Origin of the sequence: Bradyrhizobium lablabi (assembly GCF_001440475.1) — a bacterium.
Classification (GTDB): domain Bacteria; phylum Pseudomonadota; class Alphaproteobacteria; order Rhizobiales; family Xanthobacteraceae; genus Bradyrhizobium; species Bradyrhizobium lablabi.
This window is the reverse complement of the sequence record NZ_LLYB01000097.1, coordinates 1-14,233: the sequence shown is the minus strand read 5'-3', so window position 1 is coordinate 14,233 and position 14,233 is coordinate 1. Positions and strand designations below refer to the sequence as shown.

The window sequence follows — 14,233 nt, the reverse complement described above, 5'->3', positions numbered from 1 at the left end:
AGTATCAAGGGACCAAGCGTTGCGGCCTATGCCTCTCTGACGTCTATACCCTGGTCGCTCAAGGCATCGAGGAGAGCTTCGATGTCCTGAGGTTTAAATTTGTGGGCAGGCGCGAGCTCATTCATGAGCTCATTAATTTGGTCGAATGTGATGAACCCGTGTTGGTTGCCGATTTCAATCGCTCTTCTGATGATTGCCGATAAATCCATGTGATCGCTCTCCTGAAATCGGTGCTCCTACTAAAGGGGAGCATAAGATGGTTGACTTGATAAGAACAAAAGAAGAACATGCGGCTTCACCCGATACGGAATAGCTCTCATGTCGTTCTCTTCACAGCCGAAATCCGAAGAGAGCGATGAGCTTGAATCGGCGGTCGATCAGGCCATTTCCGCCTGCGGCGGCGATATGCGGGCGACGATCCGCGCGCTGATCCTGGCCAATGAATATCTGGAATCCGAGGTCGGCGAGCTGATGAAGGCGGTATCCCATGCCTATGCGCGGGGCCGCTTCAATTCCTATTCCGGGTAAGTGGCCGCTCGCGCCGGGCGGCCATCCGATACGAGACCGTTGCCTCCATCGATTTTTGCTGTACGACGGGTGGGTTACCCGCGTCCCGCATGTCTCAATGCGGGGGAGGATCCTGCCTAAAGCTCAAGCAAGAAGAACATGTTCAAGAGAATTCTGATCGCAAATCGCGGCGAGATCGCCTGCCGGGTCATCAAGACTGCGCGCCGAATGGGGATCGAGACGGTCGCGGTATATTCCGAAGCCGACCGCGATGCGCTCCACGTCGAAATGGCCGACGAGGCCGTGCTGATCGGCCCGCCGGCCGCCGCCGAGAGCTATCTGTTGATCGACAGGATCGTCGAGGCCTGCCGCAAGACCGGCGCGCAGGCGGTGCATCCCGGTTACGGCTTCCTGTCCGAACGCGAAGCGTTTCCGCGCGCGCTGGAAAAGGCCGGCATCGTCTTCATCGGACCCAATCCGGGCGCGATCGCCGCGATGGGCGACAAGATCGAATCCAAGAAGGCTGCGGCCAAGGCCAAGGTCTCGACGGTTCCCGGCCATCTCGGCGTCATCGAGGACGACAAGCATGCGGTGAAGATCGCCGACGAGATCGGCTATCCCGTGATGATCAAGGCCTCCGCCGGCGGTGGCGGCAAGGGCATGCGGATCGCGCATTCCAGGGCGGAAGTCGCCGAAGGTTTCAACCTCGCCAAGGCCGAAGCGAAATCCTCGTTCGGCGATGACCGCGTCTTCATCGAGAAGTTCATCGTCGATCCCCGCCACATCGAAATTCAGGTGCTCGGCGACAAGCATGGCAACGTGATCTATCTCGGCGAGCGCGAATGCTCGATCCAGCGCCGCAACCAGAAGGTCATCGAGGAGGCGCCGTCGCCGCTGCTCGACGAGACCACGCGCCGCAAGATGGGCGAGCAGGCGGTCGCGCTGGCCAAGGCGGTGAACTACGATTCCGCCGGCACCGTCGAGTTCGTCGCCGGCCAGGACAAGAGTTTTTATTTCCTGGAGATGAACACCCGCCTGCAGGTCGAGCATCCCGTCACCGAATTGATCACGGGTATCGACCTCGTCGAGCAGATGATCCGGGTTGCCGCCGGCGAAAAGCTTTCGATCGCGCAGAAGGACATCACGCTGACCGGATGGGCGGTCGAGTCACGTGTCTATGCCGAGGACCCGTTCCGCAACTTCCTGCCCTCGATCGGCCGTCTCGTAAAATACCGGCCGCCGGCGGAAGCGAGCCAGGACGGCGTCACCATCCGCAACGACACCGGCGTGCAGGAAGGCGGCGAGATCTCGATCCATTACGATCCGATGATCGCAAAGCTCGTCACGCATGCGCCGTCGCGGGCCGCCGCGATCGAGGCGCAGGCCACGGCGCTCGACGCGTTCTACGTCGACGGCATCAGGCACAATATTCCGTTTCTCTCCGCGCTGATGAACCATCCGCGCTGGCGCGAGGGCAAGCTTTCCACCGGCTTCATTGCGGAGGAGTTTCCGAAGGGATTTTCCGCGCGCCCGCCGGAAGGCGAGATCGCGCGGCGGCTCGCCGCCGTGGGAGCTGCGATCGATCACATGCTCGGCGAACGCAAGCGGCGGATTTCCGGCCAATTGACCGGCCGGCTGGTGCAGCGCGAGCGCCGCCGCGCGGTGTGGCTCGACCGCGACGAGATCGCACTCGACGTCGCGCGCGAGGCCGACGGCATCGCGGTGCGCTTCATCGGCGCCGATGGTCTGCCCGGCAATCCGCACAATCTGGTCTCGGCATGGACGCCGGGCGAGCCGGTCTGGCAGGGCACCATCGACGGCCACTTCGTGGCGATGCAGGTGCGCCCGATTCCGAACGGCTTCCGCCTGGCGCATCAGGGTTTTGAAGTCGCGGTCCAGGTGTTCACCGAAAGCGAGGCCGCGGCGGCACGGCTGATGCCGGTGAACTCGGCGGCCGATACCGGCAAGAAGCTGCTGTGCCCGATGCCCGGGCTCGTGGTGTCGATTGCGGTCTCTGAGGGGCAGGAGGTCAAGTCCGGCGAGACCCTGGCCGTGGTCGAAGCGATGAAGATGCAGAACGTGCTGCGCGCCGAGCGCGACGGCACGGTGAAGAAGATCCACGCCGCTGCCGGCGCCACGCTGGCGGTGGATGCGTTGATCCTGGAGTTTGCGTAGACCCACCCCCGTCATTGCGAGCGCAGCGAAGCAATCCATGGCGCGGCAAGGAAAGTATGGATTGCTTCGTCGCTGCGCTCCTCGCAATGACGAATGAGGAGCTTTGTGATGGCTTTCCGTCAGCGCCGAGAGAAACTGCGTTCCATCCTCAACGGCTCCACCTGCATCCGCCCCGGGTCGGTCTACGACGCGACCTCTATCCGCATCGCGGAAGATCTGGGCTTTGAACTCGGCATGTTCGGCGGCTCGGTGGCCTCGCTGGCCGTGCTCGGCGATCCCGACATTGCGCTGATCACGCTGACGGAGCTGGCCGAACAGATGCGCCGGATGTCGCGCGCCGCGGCGTTGCCGGTGCTGGTCGATGCCGACCACGGCTATGGCAATGCGCTCAACGTCCGCCGCACCGTGCAGGAGCTTGAAGCTGCCGGCGCCGCCGGCCTTACCATCGAGGATACATTGCTGCCGCAGGCGTTCGGGCAGGCCGCAACGCAACTGATCCCGCTGGAAGAGGGCGTCGGCAAGATGAAGGCCGCGCTCGACGGACGCAGCGATCCCTCGCTGGTCGTCATGGGCCGCACCGGGGCGGTGTCCATCACCGGCCTCGACGACGCCATCGTACGTGCAAAGGCGTACGAAGCCACCGGCGTCGATGCGCTGTTCTTCACCGGCATCAAGAACCGCGCCGAGCTCGATGCCATCTCGGCTGCGACGAAGCTGCCGATCGTGCTCGGCGGCGCCCCCGAGGAAATGACCACGCTCGATTATCTCGAAAGCCGGCGCGTGCGGATCGCGCTGCAGGGGCACGCGCCGTTCGCCGCCGCGACGGGGCTGGCGTCGTCCGAACTGACCGGCCGGGCGATGCGCGATGCCGACATGAAAACGCGTGCGAACGCATTTCTCGGATTGAAGAAGCAATGACCGACGCGATCCGTCATGTCACGATCCGTGGCCGGGTGCAGGGCGTCGGCTACCGCGCCTGGGTCGAGCACCGGGCAGTGGCGCATGATCTCGAAGGCTGGGTGCGTAACCGGCGCGACGGCAGTGTCGAGGCGGTATTCGCGGGCCCTGTGGAGGCCGTTAAAGCCATGGTCGACGCATGCCGGCGCGGACCATCATCGGCGCGGGTCGATGCGGTGCAGGACGAAGCTGGTCCTTCCGACTTGCTGAACCTGCGGGACCCAGGCGAGCGCTTTTCGGTGCTGCCGACGATCTGAGCGTCGTGATATGCAGGACCCGCCCGAGGCGACCGATCGAAGCCGCACTCCGGACGCGCCGTAGACAAGCTTAGGCCAATGGCGCCGAAGCAATTTACGATCGCGTATCGATGCGCACGAGAAAGGCGGCCTTGAGCCGCCTTTTGTCCTCGTTCTGGCAGCCCTACTTACACATCTGCACCAGACCGTCGGCAGCTACGTAGAGGGCGCCGCGGGTGCAGGCAGGAGCAGCGCCATAGCTGGCGTAGCTGCCATAACCACCAGCGTAACCAGTACCAACGTAAGGACCACTACCCCAACCCAAAGGCTGGGTGGTGGCTGCGACAGCGGCTGCTGTGCCGACTGCGGCGGCGCCAACGCCGGCGCCGATGACGCCCGCGCCGTACCCGTAGGCAGCCCGGCGGTTTTGTCGGCGCGCAACCCCCGCAACACTCACGGGAGTCAATGGGCGGCCGACCCTCGCCTGGGCACTGTCGACGGACAGACTGGCGCCGCTTTGCTCAGACCAGGTGAAGGAAAACAGTGCCGCGCACGCGAAAGCCGTGGTCGCAATCGCAGCTTTGCCTAGACTTATCTGCTTCATGCTTGCCTCCGTTGCCGCTGCCCCTTTCCCCGGAGGAAATATCGTCGCAGGTGCAAATCCGTTGATGCAGGTCAAGGAAATCCCATCGGCAAAACCCACGCTTGAAAACGGGGACTAGCAACGGAGGAACGAGGATGAAGATGAGCCTCAAAACAGTAACGATTGCTGTCGCAAGTCTCGCATCGGCGACGCTGTTTTCGCCAGGCTGGACCGAGCAAGGCGGCTGGTCCCTGGCGACCAGCAAGGCGGAGGCGCAAGCCCGCGTATACATCACGCGAGGTTACGCCGCGAGCTCTGGCTACACCACCGCGACAGGTCTGTCCTGGTACCCCGTGAGGGCCTATTATTTCGGTGGGCCATGGTCTGGTCCCGGCTGGAGCTACACCGGCTGGAGTGACTACGCCGGACGCAACGGCATCGGCTGCACGCCCGGCACCGCCATCAAGGGCGGCGACGGCATCATGTATCTTTGCCAATAGAATCGAAAGTGTTGGACTGGTTGCGCGCCGAACGATCAATCCACCAGTTGCAAGCTGATTGACATTTCGACTGCAGAGGCAGTGCGAGCAGGCTCAAGAGCGCGAGCCAATCGCGCTGCCTCGTTTTGTGTTAGATCAACGCGGCACCGCAGGGCGTGAACATTTTGCGAGGACGCGCCGTTAAGCGCGCGCTTAGCGTCGATACCTTTTTGGTTTCGGCGATGCGGTCGGCGCCATGGCTGCCGATGCGGCGAGAGGATCACCTTTGATGTGCTCGCGGGCAATCTCGCGGCGCGGCCACACGAAATCGTCGGCACGGCCGGCGGGTGGAGAAAGTGCTTCGCCCTTCACCAGCGCGCGCGAAGCGATGGAATCGAGCGCGGCCGGGCGTGAACCCGGTCCGCCAAGCAACTGATCCGGCGCGATAGAGGAGGCGACCAAGGGGATGATCGGCCCGGCCAGCGGCCGCGGCGCGGGTTGGCCGGGCACGGCGTCGGCATCGGGTGTTGCCGGCTCGCTCGGCAGCGCGGTCGGCGGCAAACGCGCCAGCAGGCGCGTGATCTCGCGCTCCACATAGTGCGCAAGCTTGCGCGCGCCGGCCCTGGTGAAGAAGACACCGTCATTGGTCCGCAACTGACGGATCTGGCCCTCGAAGTCAGGGCCCTTTTGCATGAAATTGCCGGCCTCGTCGACAAAGCCATCCCAGACGTCGACGTAGGTGATGCCGCCCTTGCCCGCAGCTTCGCGATAGAGCGCATCGAGGAACAGCATGTCGGAAGTGCTCTTCTGGCCGCGGATGGCGGGCAGACCGACCCACAAGACCGGTACGCCCTTGCTTTTGAGCACCCCGATCATCTCGTCCAACTTCTTGTTGTAGAGCTTGACCCAGCGTTCGTCGCGGAACTCGGAAACGCCGTTCGGCGAGCGCGCCACCTTTTCGGGTGCGTCCGTCTTGCCGGCCTCGTCGGGCGACAATTCGCCGTCGATGCGCTTGCCGTCTGCACTGGCCGTATCATCCGGCGCGCCAGCCTTGCCGGATTTGGTTTCAGCCTTGTTGGTTTCAGCCTTGGCTTGTGGACCCTTTGCGTCACCCTTCTTGTCGGCAGATTTCTCGTCAACAGGTTCCCGAATTGACGTGCGGTCGTTGAGGCCGAGCATGACAACGATCGCATCGGCCTTCTCAACCGGAAGAATGACCCTGGCGGCCGCGACCCAGTCTGCGGGCTCGCCCTTCGGCTGATACTTGATGAGGCCCGAAGTCGTCTTGTGCTTGCGGATCACGCCGAAGTCGGGCTGCTCGGAATAGACGCTCTCAAGTCCGTAGGCCAGCCAGTCGGCCATGGCGTCGCCGATCACCAGGACATTGCGTACCGGGACGGTTGCGCGCTTCTCGGGCGGCGGCGCCCTTGAAAAATCCTCCCGCGGCGGCGGTGCGGATTGTCGCCTCTCCAGAGGCGGCGCTCGCTGCTGGAACGGCTCGAAACCGCCGCCACCGAACCAGCCGCCGCCACCGAACCAGCCGCCGTTGCGCTGTGGCTGCGGACGCTGCTGCTGCTGATATCCGCCGAAATTGAAGAATTGCGCCGAGCTAGGCCCGCCGACACCCAACAACATGCCAGCCGCGATTGCCAGTACGATCAGCGGGCCACTTCCGGCAAAGAATTGTCTGGGCTTGTTGGACATGATCTTCAAGAACCTGGACCCAACGCGGCCATCAAGCCAGATCACCGATATCTGCACAACTGTCTTGATGTGCGCGCCGGTGCGTTATCACGGATGTTTGTTGCTGGCCTTGCGGAACCGGAACTTCTGCGCATTTGGGATCAGCAAGCGCCTAGAAGAAACCCGGGCTCAGATCGACGCCGTAAGTCAGCATCAGCAGGGCAACGAACAGGCCGGCCGCGCAGAATAGCGCGAGTTGCTTGAGAATCTCGATGTCGTTGATGGTGGAAATGGCGCGCGAAAGAGCCCGTGCGATAGCGGTCATCATGACCCTCCAAGCGTTTAGCGCCCGCATCATTGATAGCGCGGGCAGCTTCGCCTGGGTGTGAGCTGGCTCACCATGATAGAGAGGACGTTGGGCGTTACTGCCGGGAGTTTCGCGCTAATGCGTCCGTTCCCGCGGTGCGGTTTCGCCATCGTGCTGGATGGAGGCGCTCTCGACATATTGCAGGTCGAGCGAGGAATACACGATGCTGCGATTGCGGCCGAGACGCTTGGCTTCGTAGAGCGCGGTGTCGGCTTCTCCAACCAAGGCGGCCTCGTCGAGCGTCGAGCGGGTCTTGGCGGCGACACCGGCGCTCATGGTGATGTAGCCGCGGCTCGAGGCCGTGTTGGGAATGCCCAGCGCCCGAACCGTCAGGCGGATGGATTCGGCAACCTTCAAGGCTTCTTCTTCCGAGGCATTCGGCAATACGACGGCAAATTCCTCGCCGCCATAGCGCGCGGAAAGTCCCGATGTGTTGGCGGTCGCATTGCCGATGGCTTTCGCAACGGCCTGCAGGCAACGGTCGCCGGCCTGATGACCGTAGGTGTCGTTATAGCCCTTGAAATTGTCGATATCGAGCAGCAGCACCGAAATCGCTTCGCAGGCTTCGTATTCGCGTCGCAGGAAGCTGTCGAGGGTGCGGCGGTTGGTCAGCCCGGTCAATCCGTCGGTTGCGGCAAGCTGGGTGAGGCGGCGATTGAGCTGGGTCAATTCGTCCTCCATCCGCTTGCGCTCGGTGACGTCGCGGATGACGCAGAGGAATTCCTTGCCGGTGGCGTCGCTGGTCTCCGTCGCCAGCTTGAATTTGCTTTCGACCCAGGCCAGCGTGCCGTCGCCGCGATAGTGCCGGAACACGACCGTGCTGACGCTACCGATATCGCCGAGCCGCGTGGTCGCCTGCATGACGCTTTCCCGATCGTCGGCGTGGACCAGGTCGAAGCATGATTTTCCGACCAGGTCCTTCGCGCGCAGCCCGAGCACCGGCTCGACGGACTGAGAGACGTAACGCAGCAGGCTGCGGGCATCGATCAGGATGATGATGTCGGCGATGTTGTTGGCGAGCAGCCGATAATGCGCCTCGCGTTCGCGCAGCGCCCGCTCGCTCCTGCTGCGGAAGTGGAATTGCAGCGCAAGCAACGCAGCCAGCATCAGGATCATGCACAGGAGCACGCCGGCGACGATGGCGTCGGTGCGCAAGGTCTTCGACCATTCCGAAAGCAGCCAGTCTTCCGACATGGCGACGGTGACCACCATGGGATAGTTCGGCGTCTCCTCATAGCCGAGGTGCTTCACGACGCCGTCGAACGGCGAGATGATCTTGTAGTATCCGACAGAGCTCAGCTTGAGATGCTTTGAGAACAGGTCGGTCTTAGAAAGGTTCGTGCTCTTGTCCGACAGCGGCCAGCGTATCAGGAGCGTACCATCACTCCGTATCAGGCTGATGCCCCCGTCCGGGCCAAGCTGAAACGTCCGATAAAAGCCGTTGAAGTAATCCTTGTCGATTGCTGCGGCGACGACCCCTCCGAAGCTGCCGTCGAGCTTGGTGATACGTTTCGACAGAACGATCATGGAGGATTGATCGTCGACACGGGACTGCAGCAGCTCGCTGATCCGAAGCGCGTTGTCCGGCGTATCGCGATGGTAGGCGAAATAGTCGCGGTCGGAGATGGTATGGCGCGGCATCTCCGCCAACGACGAATAGATCCAGTTGCCCTTGGCGTCCGAAACGCCGATCCCGCGCAACTGGGGTAGCGTTTTTGCCGTTTCAGCCAGATACCTGTTGAACCTGTCAGGCTCGGGGTCGCGGTATTTCAGCAGGTCCACCATTCCCGCCATCGCGATATCGACCGCCTGAATGGTGTGCGAGGCATGCTCCGAAAGCGAATGGGCGAGATTCTGAATGTCGGCACCGCCGCTCGCCAGCGCCGCCTTCTTGGCGTCGAGCGCCTTCCAGACCATGACGCCGAACACGCAGGCGGTCATGACCAGCGCAAAGATGATGACAACGGCCGTCGATGTTACCCGCCGCAGCGGCCCGCCGGGGTCTGGGGGATTTCGATGGGGCATTCCTTGCCTTGATGACCGCGCCTGATCTCGTTGCGGCGACGCGCGAGGGGAGAATCTAAGGCGCGACCGGTACTGAAGGGGTTAACGGACCGGCCCGGGAAATAGCGGAACCCGACATTTCGATCGGGTTCCATCACGGGAACCCGGTCGGGCAAGCCGTTGGCGATGAGGGAGGGCGCGAAAGCCCGGGGCGGGAGGTCCAAACCGCAAATGTCAGGCGCGAGCGCCCTTGACATCTGCGCAGTTCCGTCAGATATTTCTGTCATGACAGAAAAGACCGACAAGAAGAAACTCCCCGCCGTCGTCGAACGGTTCATCCTGCACTGGGGTGACATGGGGGACGAGTGGGGCGTCAACCGCTCTGTCAGCCAGATCCACGGCCTGCTGTACCTCGCCGAGGCGCCGATGACCGCCGAAGACATCGCCGAGACGCTCGGCATGGCGCGGTCCAACGTCTCCAATTCGATCAAGGAGCTGCTGGCCTGGAATCTGATCCGCCGGGTGCCGATTCTCGGCGACCGCCGCGATCATTTCGAGGCCGAAACCGACATCTGGGAAGTGGCGGCGCGGATCGCCGCCGGCCGCAAGGAGCGCGAGATCGATCCGGCCGTCGATGCGCTGCGCGCCTGTGTTTCCGACGCGGCCGATGATCCGACCATCAGCCCGGTCGCGGCTAAACGGCTGAAGGAGATGCTGGCTTTCACCGAACTGGTCGACCGTTGGTACACGCAGATGCTGCACGTGCCGCGGCCGAGGCTGGTCGCGCTGATCAAGCTTGGCGAGAAGATCGTGAGCTTCTTGCCGGTGGGAAAATCCAAATAGGGCAGAGGGGCAAGAGCAGGAGCGTGTGATGGCGTCCACAAGAGTACCAAGGTTTCCCGCAACGCCTGCCTCGAACACCATCCTGCTCGACGACCGCCGCTTTCACAATCTGTTGCCCGACGAGGAATGGGGCCGTCTGCCGCTGGCGATCTGGCGGCGCTTTTCCAAGCGCTTTGCCGATGGCGAAACCGTCGTTTACGTCGGCACGGTGGAGGAGGCGAGCTTTAGCCGCGCCGGGTGGTGGCTCGCGCAGCTCGCCCGCGTGATCGGCGGGCCGTTGCCGACGGGCGCCGAGACCGGAGTTCCCATGGTCGTGGCGGTGACCGAGGATGCGGCGAGCGGCGGCCAGATCTGGACCCGCATGTGCGCGCGCAGCAACGGCTTTCCGCAGGTCATCCACTCCGCCAAGCGCTTTGCCGGCCCGACCGGCCTTGAGGAATATGTCGGCTACGGCATCAGCATGGCGCTGCTGATATCGGTCGAGCACGAAGCGCTGGTGTTTCGCAGCGTGGGCTATTCCCTGCAGATCGGGCCGCTGCGCCTGCCGCTGCCGCCCTGGCTCACGCCCGGTGATCTCACCGTGACCCATTCCGATCTCGGCGGCGGCACGTTCCGCTTCTCGCTCGACATCGTTCATCCGCGCTTCGGCAAACTCATTCGTCAGTCCGCCGTGTTCATGGAGGCCGCATCATGACGTCGCTGCTCTGGATCCTGATCGCCATTCAGGTCGTGATGGGCGTGTTCGACACGTTCTATCACCACGAACTGACCGAGCGGCTGGCATGGCGTCCCTCGCAGCGCTACGAGCTGCAGCTCCATGCCGTGCGCAACATGCTCTATGCGTTGCTGTTCCTGGTGCTGGGCTGGCTGGAGGTGCATGGCATTTTTGCCATGCTGATCATCGCGGTGCTGGTCGCCGAGATCGTCATCACGCTGATGGATTTCGTCGAGGAGGACATGAGCCGGAAATTGCCGGCCAGCGAACGCATCAATCACACGCTGCTCGCGATCAATTACGGCGCCATTCTGGTGCTGCTGCTGCCGGTCCTGATCTCCTGGGCGATGCAGCCGACCGGAATCAAATCGGCCTATACGGGCTGGCTCAGCGCGATAGCAGCGGCGGCGGCAGTGGGCGCAGGGCTATGCGGCCTGCGCGATTTCACCGCCTCAAAACGTCTTTCGCGCATGACGGCTGCGCCGGCGGCAAGCCTGGTTGAAAAACTGCCCGCGCGGCAGACGGTGCTGGTGACCGGCGCCACCGGCTTCATCGGCAGCCGCCTGGTCGCAGGCCTGACGGGGGCAGGGCATCAGGTCATCGCGCTGGTGCGCAATCCGGCCAAGGCCGAGATGCTGCCGCCGCCGATTACGCTGATCACCAGCCTCGATCAGCTCCCCGATGACACCCAGATCGATGCGATCGTCAATCTCGCGGGCGAGCCGATCGGCAACGGGCTGTGGACCGAGGCCAAGCGCCGCAGGATTCTGGATTCCCGCATCAACATGACCGGCGACGTCGTCCGTCTGATCGCGCGGCTCGAGCGTAAACCCGCCGTGCTGGTCTCGGGCTCCGCGATCGGCTGGTACGGGCTGTGGCAGGATCAGGTGCTGACCGAGTCGGCCAAGTCCCATGCCTGCTTCAGCCATGAACTCTGCGACGCCTGGGAGAACGCGGCGCGTCCGGCAGAAGCGCATGGCGTGCGCCTGGTCTGTCTTCGGATCGGCCTTGTGATCGGCACCGATGGCGGCTTCATCACGCGGATGCTGACGCCGTTCGAGTTCGGGCTCGGCGGGCCGTTCGGGTCGGGCCGGCAGTGGATGTCATGGATCGAGCGCGACGACCTGATCCGCCTGATCGCGCATGTGATGGCGCGTCCGGAAATTTCCGGGCCGGTCAATGCGACGGCGCCGATCCCGGTCACCAATTTGAAATTCACCGAAGAGCTCGGCCGAAGGCTGCGCCGCCCCGCGCTGTTCCGCATTCCCGACGCGCTGCTGCGCCGGGTCGGCGGCGATTTCGCCAGCGAATTGCTGCTGGGCGGCCAGCGCGTGCTGCCGAACAAGGCGCTGAGCAACGGTTTTGTGTTCCGGCACGAAACGCTGCGCAGCGCGTTCGAGGCGATTCTGTAGAGGAGGGCGAGATGTGTTCCGGTAATTGTCCGCGGGTGTTGGGAGGTTGGCTGGCCGGATGTGCGGCCGCTACTGTGACCATCTATGCTTTGGTACTTGTCGTTCTCGGCATGCGCCTCGGCGGCGATGCCAAGGGGCTCGTAGCCGTGAGCCTCGTTGGACTGGTATATGCCGTACCGATCATTTTCATCGAGACTTTTGTCCTGTCCGGGCTTCCTGCCGCGCTCGTCATCTGGCTGAGTGAGAAATTCCAGCTGCGATCTGGTCTGTTCTTCGGCGGCGCCGGCGCCGCGATTGGTGGGCTTTTTGATGTCCTGTTGCACGTCGTGTCGAGGGGTTATACGGCGGGTAAACCCGCTAGCGGATCTTTGCTCTTCGCCCTGGCCGGACTGATGGCGGGGCTGACGTACTGGCTCGTGGCGGGAAAGCATGCCGGCCGGAATCGATCAAGCGATGCGGCCTAGCCATCACCGCGGCAGTTTCGCGATCGCCTGGCTGAGTTCGTGGATTTCGTAGGGCTTGCGCAGAATCGGAAAATCGCCGCGCACGCTCAGTGCGGCATCGCTGTAGCCGCTGGTCAAGAGGATCGGCAGCCGAGGCCGGGTTGCCTTCAGGTGGCGGGCGAGGCCGAGGCCGTCCATTTTGCCGGGCATGACGATGTCGGAGAACACGAGGTCTATTCCGTCGAGCTCGATTTCGCGCAACGCCGCTTCGGCATTCGCCACCCTGCGGACGGTGTAGCCGAGCTGTTCGAGCAGGCCGGTGCTGACGGCCGCAACGTCGGGATTGTCCTCCACCAGTAGCACGATGCCGCTTCCGCCGGTTTCGACCGCATCGACGTCCTCGACCGCGACGGCCTCTTCCTTTCGCGGCAGCAGGATCGTGATCTTCGTGCCCTTGCCGAGCTCGCTTGCCACCCTGACCGTGCCACCGGCCTGGTGGGCGAAGCCGTGAACCTGCGATAATCCGAGACCGGTGCCCTTGCCGATCGGCTTGGTGGTGAAGAAGGGATCGAAGATCTTGCCGAGCACGTCGGGCGCGATGCCCGTGCCGGTGTCAGCCACCGAAATCGCAACATACTCGCCCTCCACGGTCTCGCCGCCGGACCGTTCATTGTGCGCCGATATCGTGATGACGCCGCCGCCGGTCATGGCGTCGCGCGCGTTGATGACGAGATTGACCATCGCCGTCTCGAATTCCGCAATGTCGACCATCACCGGCCAGACGCCGTGAGCGATTTCGAATTGCAGCTTCACCGCGCTGCCGACACCGCTATCGAGCACCTCGCGCATCGCGTCGATCCGTTCGGCGACATCGACGGCCTGCGGATTGACGCTCTGCCGCCGCGCGAATGTCAGCAGCTGGCTGGTGAGGGAAGCGCCGCGCTTGGTCGCCCCTTCGATCGCCAATATCGCCCGCTGGGATTTGAGGTCGTTGCCGATGGCTTTCTTCAACGTGTGAAGACTGCCGCTGATGATCATCAGGAGATTGTTGAAATCGTGGGCGACGCCGCCGGTCAGTTGACCGAGCGCATCGAGCTTTTGCGCTTCCGCGAGCTGCTGGTGCATCTGGTCCAGCTTGAGCTGCGCGTCGCGGCGCTCGGTAATATCGCGGGTGATCTTGGCGAAGCCGACGAGCCTGCCGTCCTCGTAGATGGGATCGATGATGACGCTGGCCCAGAAGAACGTGCCGTCTTTCCGCACGCGCCAGCCTTCTTCCTCGTAGCGGCCCTGTTCGCGCGCAATCCGCAAGGCGCGCGGCGGCTTGCCGTTGGCGCGGTCGACGTCCGTGTAAAAGCGGGAGAAATGCTGCCCGATGATTTCGTCGGGCGCGTAGCCTTTGATCCGCTGGCCGCCAATGTTCCAGCTCGTGACCAGGCCGGTCGGATCCAGCATGTAAAGCGCGTAGTCGGCAACACCTTCAACCAGGAGTCGGAAATTACGTTCGCTTTCGAATAGATCCCTTTGCTGCTGCTGATTTTTTATCGACATCCCGGCTGCCTGTTTAACTGGCGCAAACGCTCGGCTCGGCAATTGGTTCCACGGCTGTTGGACTTTTTAACGAAACGGTGGGTTACCGCGCCGCGGCAACGCTTCTGAACGTTGCCGCCAGCGTCCGCAACGCCACGAGCTTGGCGGGGTCGCTGACCTTGGAGTGCAGCATTACCTTCGAGGAAGCCAGCCGCGGCAGGCCCTGGGCCGGCCCGATGTCGACCAGGCCCGGGGGCGCGATCCGCCGCGCCAGCGGCGCAACCGCAAGGCCGGCCAGGGCC

The 14,233-nt window shown here is 63.3% G+C and carries 14 protein-coding genes and 1 pseudogene; 9 read left to right on the top strand and 6 right to left on the bottom strand.

Going from position 1 to position 14,233, the window contains the following annotated elements; translation table 11 throughout:
* Positions 1-26: 26 nt before the first annotated feature.
* On the bottom strand, positions 27-209 hold the full coding sequence (locus CQ14_RS28405) for an RNA polymerase sigma factor region1.1 domain-containing protein (RefSeq protein WP_057861132.1): 183 nt from the start codon (positions 207-209) through the stop codon (positions 27-29).
* Between the two features lie 109 nt (positions 210-318).
* Here CQ14_RS28405 and CQ14_RS28400 point away from each other — a divergent pair, with 109 nt between their 5' ends.
* The 5 genes from CQ14_RS28400 (at position 319) to CQ14_RS28375 (ending at position 4,958) form a co-directional block, all read left to right on the top strand.
* On the top strand, positions 319-528 hold the full coding sequence (locus tag CQ14_RS28400; protein ID WP_057861131.1) for a hypothetical protein: 210 nt from the start codon (positions 319-321) through the stop codon (positions 526-528).
* A 138-nt stretch (positions 529-666) separates the two neighbouring features.
* Positions 667-2,682 carry an acetyl-CoA carboxylase biotin carboxylase subunit gene (locus CQ14_RS28395; RefSeq protein WP_057861130.1) on the top strand — a complete coding sequence of 672 codons (2,016 nt, stop codon included), beginning with the start codon at positions 667-669 and terminating at the stop codon, positions 2,680-2,682.
* A 108-nt stretch (positions 2,683-2,790) separates the two neighbouring features.
* Entirely contained in the window at positions 2,791-3,600 is an 810-nt protein-coding gene (locus CQ14_RS28390) for an isocitrate lyase/PEP mutase family protein (RefSeq protein ID WP_057861129.1), read from the top strand.
* A complete protein-coding gene (locus CQ14_RS28385) occupies positions 3,597-3,896 on the top strand; it encodes an acylphosphatase (protein WP_057861128.1) in 300 nt (99 codons plus the stop codon). Before CQ14_RS28390 ends, CQ14_RS28385 begins: the two co-directional genes overlap by 4 nt.
* Before the next feature lie 723 nt (positions 3,897-4,619).
* Entirely contained in the window at positions 4,620-4,958 is a 339-nt protein-coding gene (locus tag CQ14_RS28375) for a hypothetical protein (protein WP_245320568.1), read from the top strand.
* 192 nt (positions 4,959-5,150) lie between these two features.
* On the opposite strand, the gene CQ14_RS28370 is transcribed toward CQ14_RS28375, so the two are convergent.
* From CQ14_RS28370 to CQ14_RS28365, 3 genes are all read right to left on the bottom strand, one after another.
* Positions 5,151-6,641: an SGNH/GDSL hydrolase family protein gene (locus CQ14_RS28370; protein WP_082650067.1), complete on the bottom strand. Its 1,491-nt coding sequence runs from the start codon at positions 6,639-6,641 to the stop codon at positions 5,151-5,153.
* Between the two features lie 151 nt (positions 6,642-6,792).
* Positions 6,793-6,945 (bottom strand): hypothetical protein, encoded by a 153-nt coding sequence (locus tag CQ14_RS44835; RefSeq protein ID WP_199805631.1) that lies wholly within the window; start codon positions 6,943-6,945, stop codon positions 6,793-6,795.
* A 117-nt stretch (positions 6,946-7,062) separates the two neighbouring features.
* A complete protein-coding gene (locus CQ14_RS28365; RefSeq protein WP_063800437.1) occupies positions 7,063-9,012 on the bottom strand; it encodes a diguanylate cyclase domain-containing protein in 1,950 nt (649 codons plus the stop codon).
* A 264-nt stretch (positions 9,013-9,276) separates the two neighbouring features.
* Between CQ14_RS28365 and CQ14_RS28360 the strand changes: the two genes are divergently transcribed.
* The 4 genes from CQ14_RS28360 to CQ14_RS28345 all read left to right on the top strand — a co-directional run bounded on the left by CQ14_RS28360 (position 9,277) and on the right by CQ14_RS28345 (position 12,425).
* Positions 9,277-9,834: a GbsR/MarR family transcriptional regulator gene (locus tag CQ14_RS28360; RefSeq protein WP_057861125.1), complete on the top strand. Its 558-nt coding sequence runs from the start codon at positions 9,277-9,279 to the stop codon at positions 9,832-9,834.
* Between the two features lie 28 nt (positions 9,835-9,862).
* Complete coding sequence (locus CQ14_RS28355) at positions 9,863-10,528, top strand: DUF4166 domain-containing protein (RefSeq protein ID WP_057861124.1); 666 nt, start codon at positions 9,863-9,865, stop codon at positions 10,526-10,528.
* Positions 10,525-11,961: a TIGR01777 family oxidoreductase gene (locus CQ14_RS28350; protein ID WP_057861123.1), complete on the top strand. Its 1,437-nt coding sequence runs from the start codon at positions 10,525-10,527 to the stop codon at positions 11,959-11,961. Before CQ14_RS28355 ends, CQ14_RS28350 begins: the two co-directional genes overlap by 4 nt.
* 74 nt (positions 11,962-12,035) lie before the next feature.
* Positions 12,036-12,425, top strand: coding sequence for a hypothetical protein (locus CQ14_RS28345; protein WP_057861122.1), 390 nt, complete (start codon positions 12,036-12,038; stop codon positions 12,423-12,425).
* Positions 12,426-12,428: 3 nt separating this feature from the next.
* Here CQ14_RS28345 and CQ14_RS28340 read toward each other — a convergent pair whose 3' ends face one another.
* A complete protein-coding gene (locus tag CQ14_RS28340; RefSeq protein WP_057861121.1) occupies positions 12,429-13,952 on the bottom strand; it encodes a PAS domain-containing sensor histidine kinase in 1,524 nt (507 codons plus the stop codon).
* Positions 13,953-14,034: 82 nt separating this feature from the next.
* Positions 14,035-14,233: pseudogene (locus tag CQ14_RS28335) on the bottom strand (LysR family transcriptional regulator); the annotation flags it as partial.

Coding starts and splice junctions, on each gene's coding strand:
- CQ14_RS28350 (WP_057861123.1), top strand. CDS start 10,525: ATGACGTCGCTGCTCTGGATCCTGATCGCCATTCAGGTCGTGATGGGC.
- CQ14_RS28360 (WP_057861125.1), top strand. CDS start 9,277: ATGACAGAAAAGACCGACAAGAAGAAACTCCCCGCCGTCGTCGAACGG.
- CQ14_RS28365 (WP_063800437.1), bottom strand. CDS start 9,012: ATGCCCCATCGAAATCCCCCAGACCCCGGCGGGCCGCTGCGGCGGGTA.
- CQ14_RS44835 (WP_199805631.1), bottom strand. CDS start 6,945: ATGACCGCTATCGCACGGGCTCTTTCGCGCGCCATTTCCACCATCAAC.
- CQ14_RS28385 (WP_057861128.1), top strand. CDS start 3,597: ATGACCGACGCGATCCGTCATGTCACGATCCGTGGCCGGGTGCAGGGC.
- CQ14_RS28395 (WP_057861130.1), top strand. CDS start 667: ATGTTCAAGAGAATTCTGATCGCAAATCGCGGCGAGATCGCCTGCCGG.
- CQ14_RS28405 (WP_057861132.1), bottom strand. CDS start 209: ATGGATTTATCGGCAATCATCAGAAGAGCGATTGAAATCGGCAACCAA.
- CQ14_RS28355 (WP_057861124.1), top strand. CDS start 9,863: ATGGCGTCCACAAGAGTACCAAGGTTTCCCGCAACGCCTGCCTCGAAC.
- CQ14_RS28370 (WP_082650067.1), bottom strand. CDS start 6,641: ATGTCCAACAAGCCCAGACAATTCTTTGCCGGAAGTGGCCCGCTGATC.
- CQ14_RS28340 (WP_057861121.1), bottom strand. CDS start 13,952: ATGTCGATAAAAAATCAGCAGCAGCAAAGGGATCTATTCGAAAGCGAA.
- CQ14_RS28400 (WP_057861131.1), top strand. CDS start 319: ATGTCGTTCTCTTCACAGCCGAAATCCGAAGAGAGCGATGAGCTTGAA.
- CQ14_RS28390 (WP_057861129.1), top strand. CDS start 2,791: ATGGCTTTCCGTCAGCGCCGAGAGAAACTGCGTTCCATCCTCAACGGC.
- CQ14_RS28375 (WP_245320568.1), top strand. CDS start 4,620: ATGAGCCTCAAAACAGTAACGATTGCTGTCGCAAGTCTCGCATCGGCG.